The organism is Micromonospora sicca (assembly GCF_003172935.1).
Lineage (GTDB): Bacteria > Actinomycetota > Actinomycetes > Mycobacteriales > Micromonosporaceae > Micromonospora > Micromonospora sicca.
This window is the reverse complement of record NZ_QGKS01000459.1, coordinates 1-5,515: the sequence shown is the minus strand read 5'-3', so window position 1 is coordinate 5,515 and position 5,515 is coordinate 1. Positions and strand designations below refer to the sequence as shown.

Sequence of the window (5,515 nt, the reverse complement as noted above, 5' to 3'; positions counted from 1 at the left end):
GTCGGCGGGGGGGGAGGGGCGGGCGGGTACCCGCCGGGTCGGGCGGGCGTCGCCGGCGCGGAGCCGGCCGTCGGCGAGGCGCCGGTCGACGCGGTCGACGGTGTGCCGGCCGGACCCGGTGTCGCCGGGCCGGGTGCCGCCGGGCTCGGCGTCGGCAGCGCGGCGGGGCCGGTGACGGCCGGGCCCGGCACGGCCCACGGCGGCCGGGGCGGCACCGGCACGCTGGCCAGCGTCGCGTCGCGGGCGTCCTGGGCGGCCTCGGCCATGGCGGCGGCGCCCGGGTACCGGTCGGCGGGGCCCTTCTCCAACGCCCGGCGGACCACCTCCAGCACGGCGGGCGGGGTGCCCGGTGGCAGCGGCGCGGGCTCGTCCTGGACGTGCCGCATCGCCACCTGGAGCGGGTTCTCCCCCTCGAACGGCGGGCGACCGGCGAGGCAGTAGTAGGCGACGGCGCCGAGGGCGTACACGTCGGTGGCCGGTGAGACCGGCTGGCCGGCCGCCTGCTCCGGCGACATGTAGGAGGCGGTGCCGAGCACCATGTGGGCGGCGGTGATCCCGGCCATCGTGGTGGACCGGGCGATGCCGAAGTCCACCAGCACCACGCTGCCGTCCCGCTTTACCAGCAGGTTGCCCGGCTTGACGTCCCGGTGGACGATCCCGGCGAGGTGGGCGGCGTGCAGCGCCTGGGCGGCCTGCGCCACCACCGACATGGTGGAGGCCGGGTCGAGCCGGCCGGCGCGGCGGACCCAGGTCACCAGCGGCTCGCCGTCGACGTACTCCATCACCAGGTAGCTGACCTGGCTGCCGTCGGCGAGCGTCGCCGAGCCGAAGTCGTGCACCTGCACGATGCCGGGGTGCCGCAGCGCGGCCATCATCCGTGCCTCGGCGTGGAAGCGGGTGGTGAACTCCGGGTCGGCGACCAGCGACGGCAGCAGCACCTTCACCGCGACCTCCCGGTCGAGCAGGGTGTCGGTGCACCGCCAGACGGCCCCCATGCCACCGGTCGCGATGCGTTCGCTCAGCAGATAGCGGTCGCTGAGCACCACTCCTTGAGTCAGCACCGCGTCACCGTACCGGCCCCCGCCGATCCCGTTGATCCACCCGGTGGCCCGACCGGTAGGTGGTGGGCCCGGCCGTTCCGCGCCCGGCCGACTACGCTTGCGGAGGTTTACGTCCCAGGGGGACGACGGCGGCGAGGGGAGACGCGGCATGGCGTGGAGCTGGCGGTACGAGGGCACGGACGGCAAGTCGGTGGACGGGCCGACGGAGTCGTTCGCGAGCCAGGCGGACGCCGAGTCGTGGGTCGGCCAGACCTGGCGGGAGCTCGCGGCGTCCGGCGTCACCTCCGTCGCGCTCGTCGAGGACGACCGGGTGGAGTACCGGATGAGCCTGCTGCCCCCGACCGAATGATGGGCTACGACCGGCCGGGCGAGCCGCTGGTGCTCGGGGTGCCCCGGGCGGCGTTCCGGCCCAGCCCGGTCTTCCTCGGCCTGGTCGCGCTCTTCGTGACCAGCGGGGTGCTGGCCTGGCAGCGGTACGGCAACGTCCGGTTCGACGTCTTCCTCTTCGTGGTCTCCGGCTGGCTGGTCTCACTCTGCCTGCACGAGTACGCCCACGCGCTGGTCGCGTACCGGTTCGGGGACCGGGACATCGCCCACCGGGGCTACCTGACGCTCAACCCGTTCAAGTACACCCACCCGCTGCTGTCGATCGTGCTGCCGGTGATCGTGGTGTTGCTCGGCGGCATCGGCCTGCCCGGCGGGGCGGTCTGGGTGGACCGGCACGCCATCCCCGGCCGGCTGCGGCACACCCTGGTCAGCCTCGCCGGCCCGGCCACCAACGTGCTGTTCACCCTGGTGCTGGTGTCGGCCCTGCGGATCGGTTTCGGCAACGGCGGCTCGGTGGAGTTCTGGGCCGGGGTGGGCCTGCTGGCGTTCCTCCAGCTCACCGCCAGCGTGCTCAACCTGCTGCCGGTGCCCGGCCTGGACGGCGGCAACATGATCCAGCCGTGGCTGAGCCCGCAGTACCGCCGGATGTACGACCTGTTCGCCCCGTACGGCTTCATCCTGCTCTTCGCGCTGCTGTGGAGCCCGCGGATCGGCGGCTGGTTCTTCGACGCGGTCTTCGCGGTCGCCGACGTGCTCGGCGTGTCGCCCGCCTTCTACTCGGTCGGCTTCGAACTGATCCGCTTCTGGCAGGGCTGAGCGGGCCCGGTCCGGCCGGCGCCAGCGGCCGGCCGGACCGGGCGGCGCTCACGGGCGCTGGGCGGGGGACTCGGTCTTGGCCGCGTCGCGCTCGGTGATCGGCTCGACGATCTCGTCGATCGCCTTGAGCAGGTCGGCGTCGAGCTTCACGCCGGCCGCCTTGACGTTGTCGTGCACCTGCTCGGGGCGGGACGCCCCGACGATCGCCGAGGAGACGTTCGGGTTCTGCAGCACCCAGGCGATGGCGAGCTGCGGCATGGTCAGCCCGGCCTGCTCCGCGAGGGGCTTGAGCCGCTGCACCCGGGTGAGCACCTCGTCGGTCATGAACTTGGCGATGAAGCCCGCGCCGGACTTCTCGTCGGTGGCCCGGGAGCCGGCCGGCGGCGGCTGGCCCGGCAGGTACTTGCCGGAGAGCACGCCCTGGGCCATCGGCGACCAGACGATCTGACCGACGCCCAGCTCCTCGCTGGTGGGGATGACCTCGGTCTCGATGACCCGCCAGAGCATCGAGTACTGCGGCTGGTTGGAGACCAGCGGGATGCGCAGCTCCCGGGCCAGCTGGTGGGCCTCGCGGAGCTGCGACGCCTTCCACTCCGAGACACCGATGTAGTGCGCCTTGCCGGAGTGCACGACGTCGGCGAAGGCCTCCATCGTCTCCTCCAGCGGCGTGCTGTAGTCGTACCGGTGGGCCTGGTAGAGGTCCACGTAGTCGGTCTGCAGCCGACGCAGCGAGCCGTCGATCGACTCCATGATGTGCTTGCGGGACAGGCCGCGGTCGTTGCGGCCCGGGCCGGTCGGCCAGAAGACCTTGGTGAAGATCTCCAGCCCCTCGCGGCGCTCGCCCTTGAGCGCCCGGCCGAGGACCGTCTCGGCCTTGGTGCCGGCGTACACGTCGGCGGTGTCGAAGGTGGTGATGCCGGTGTCCAGGGCGGCCCGGACGCAGGCGGTCGCCGCGTCCTCCTCGACCTGGGAGCCGTGGGTGATCCAGTTGCCGTACGAGATCTCGCTGACCATCAGGCCGGAACGGCCTAGGTGTCGGAATTCCATGCCCCGACCCTAGCCCCGCCGGATCAGGGTCACCCGGCCGCGCTGCCCGGCGTGCCGAGGGGCACCCGTCAGAGCACCGGGCTGGTGTCCGCGAGCAGCTGGTCGATCTCCGCGACCACCTCGGCGCGGCTCGGATGCACCGGGTCGATCAGCAGCTCGCCGCGCCGGTCCAGCGCGCCCCAGCGCCCGCCGCCGTCGCCGACCAGGAAGGCGACCGGGTGGATCACCAGCGCCCGGTACGCCGGCTCGACGACCACCCGGCCGGTGCGGTCCACCACGCCCCGGCGGCCGGCCAGCTCCACCACGGCCAGGCCCTCCTCGGTGAAGCCGTCCACGTACCGGCCGTCGGCCAGGGCGGTGGGGAAGCCGTGGTACCGGGTCGGCACGACGAGCTGACCGGTCCGGTCGACCGCGCCCCAGCCGCCCCGGCGGACCGCCGCCAGCCCGCCCCGGAACGGGCGGACGTCCTCGAAGCCCGGCGGGATCTTCACCATGTTCGTCGGGTCGACCGCCATCCAGTTGGCCTTGCCGTCCATCGACACCCAGGCCAGACCGTCGGAGAAGGAGCGCACCGCCCGGTAGCCGTTGTTCGCCTCGATCAGGGCGGCCCCGGAGGTGTCGATCAGCGCCCACCGGGACGCCTCCGGACGGCGTACCCAGGCCATGCCCTCGCGGAACGCCTGCACCTCGGCGTACCGGTGGTCGATCACCAGGTTGCCGTCGACGTCGGCGTAGCCCCAGAGCTCCAGCTCCTCGTCGAAGGTGGGCGCCGGGGCCCGCTCGCCGCCCCGCATCACGTCGCGGTCGCGCGGCCACGGGCCGAACCCGCCGGCCGCGGCCCGCTCCCGGACCGCGTCCAGCGCCACTCCGGTACGCGCGATCAGCTCCGCGTCCCCGCCCTGGCGCAGGTCCAGCGCCCGCTCGAAGTGGTGGCACGCCTCGATCAGCCGGCCCTGGTCGACGCAGGACCGGCCGGCGTGCTCGTGCAGCGCCGCACGCAACCGGTCGGGCAGCTCCGGGGAGTTCGCCTCGGCGAAGAGCCGGTCCGCCTCCGCGTGCTCACCCCGCCAGCGCAGCACCTGGGCGAGCCGCGCACGCGCCAGCGCGGTCCGCCGCAACTCGGCGGTGGCCTCGGCGTACGTGACCGCGAGCCGACCGTCGGCCAGCGCGTCGTCCAGGTCGCCGAGAATCCGCGAGGCCACCGAGCGGAGGCTGAGCAGCCTGGCGCGACTCCGGTTGTCGAGCGCGGTGCCCAGCTTGGCGGTGAGGCCGTCGCGGACCACCCGCAGCTCCTCCGGATCGGTCGCCTCCTCGCGCAGCGTCTCCGGGTCCAGCCGCCACCGGAAGGCGGCCAGCGCCTGCTCCGGGTCCATCGGAGGCGCCGGCGGCTCCGCCTCGGAGGCGCTGTCCGACGGCTCCGTGTCGGAGGTGCTGTCCGGCGGCTCCGTGTCGGAGGTGCTGTCCGGCGGCCTTGGAGGCGCCGCCAACGGCCCCGCGGGCGGGCCGGACACCGGGCGCGCCGCGGCGGACCCGGGCTCTGCGGGCCTGGCGGCCGGCGCGGAGGCAGGCTCTGCGGGCGCGTCCGCCGGCGGCGCCGAGGCGGGCGGTGCGGAGGTGAAGGCCGCTGCGGGTGGTCCCGAGACGGGCTGTGCGGGTGCGGACGCCGGTGCCGGCGGCCCGGAGACTGGCGGCCCGGAGACCGGCGGTCCGGAGACTGGCGGCCCGGAGACCGGCGGCCCGGAGACTGGCGGCCCGGAGACTGGCGGCGCGAAGACGGGTGGCGCGGAGACCGGCGGTCCGGAGACGGGTGGCGCGGAGACGGGTGGCGCGGAGACGGGTGGCGCGGAGACCGGCCGGCCGACCTCCGCCCCGGTCGACTGGGCCGGTGGCCTGCTGAACTGCCCTGCCGATGGGGCGGCGACGTGCCCTGCCGGTGGCCCGCTGACCGGCCCGGCGGGGGTCGCGCTGACGGGCCGGTACGCCGGTGGCGCGGACACCTGAGCCGACGAAACGGCCGCCGAAGGCGACGCCGACTCCGGAACCGGCGGCGCGGGCGGTGCGGACACCGGAGCCGGTGGCGCGGACACCGGAGCCGGTGGCGCGGACGTCGGGACCGGCGGCGCGGACACCGGGGCCGGTGGGGCGCCGGGCGGCGCGGAGACCGGACGTGGCGCGGCGGGAGCCTTCGCACCGTCCTCGGCCCGAGTGCCCCGCTCGTCCGGCCGGGGTCCGGCCGGACCGCGGTAGGCGGGCGGTGCCGGGCG

General features: G+C 75.1%; 4 protein-coding genes and 1 pseudogene. 2 read left to right on the top strand and 3 right to left on the bottom strand.

Going from position 1 to position 5,515, the window contains the following annotated elements:
* On the bottom strand, positions 1 to 1,061 hold a 1,061-nt coding region (locus DKT69_RS34215), incomplete at its 3' end, for a serine/threonine-protein kinase (RefSeq protein WP_236648523.1).
* A gap of 148 nt (positions 1,062 to 1,209) precedes the next feature.
* Here DKT69_RS34215 and DKT69_RS34210 point away from each other — a divergent pair.
* Together DKT69_RS34210 and DKT69_RS34205 are read left to right on the top strand one after the other, a co-directional pair.
* Positions 1,210 to 1,410 (top strand): hypothetical protein, encoded by a 201-nt coding sequence (locus DKT69_RS34210; protein WP_109805534.1) that lies wholly within the window; start codon positions 1,210 to 1,212, stop codon positions 1,408 to 1,410.
* On the top strand, positions 1,407 to 2,204 hold the full coding sequence (locus DKT69_RS34205) for a site-2 protease family protein (protein ID WP_109805533.1): 798 nt from the start codon (positions 1,407 to 1,409) through the stop codon (positions 2,202 to 2,204). The genes DKT69_RS34210 and DKT69_RS34205 overlap by 4 nt, the downstream gene beginning before the upstream one ends.
* A gap of 48 nt (positions 2,205 to 2,252) precedes the next feature.
* Here DKT69_RS34205 and DKT69_RS34200 read toward each other — a convergent pair whose 3' ends face one another.
* Together DKT69_RS34200 and DKT69_RS34195 are read right to left on the bottom strand one after the other, a co-directional pair.
* Positions 2,253 to 3,251, bottom strand: a complete 999-nt coding sequence (locus DKT69_RS34200; RefSeq protein ID WP_109805532.1) for an aldo/keto reductase family protein — start codon at positions 3,249 to 3,251, stop codon at positions 2,253 to 2,255.
* Positions 3,252 to 3,319: 68 nt separating this feature from the next.
* Positions 3,320 to 5,062, bottom strand: a pseudogene (locus DKT69_RS34195) (WG repeat-containing protein); the annotation flags it as partial.
* Between the last annotated feature and the right edge of the window lie 453 nt (positions 5,063 to 5,515).

What these genes read in the sequence shown, in the direction of transcription:
- DKT69_RS34205 (WP_109805533.1), top strand. Translation starts at nt 1,407, where the DNA reads ATGATGGGCTACGACCGGCCGGGCGAGCCGCTGGTGCTCGGGGTGCCC.
- DKT69_RS34200 (WP_109805532.1), bottom strand. Translation starts at nt 3,251, where the DNA reads ATGGAATTCCGACACCTAGGCCGTTCCGGCCTGATGGTCAGCGAGATC.
- DKT69_RS34210 (WP_109805534.1), top strand. Translation starts at nt 1,210, where the DNA reads ATGGCGTGGAGCTGGCGGTACGAGGGCACGGACGGCAAGTCGGTGGAC.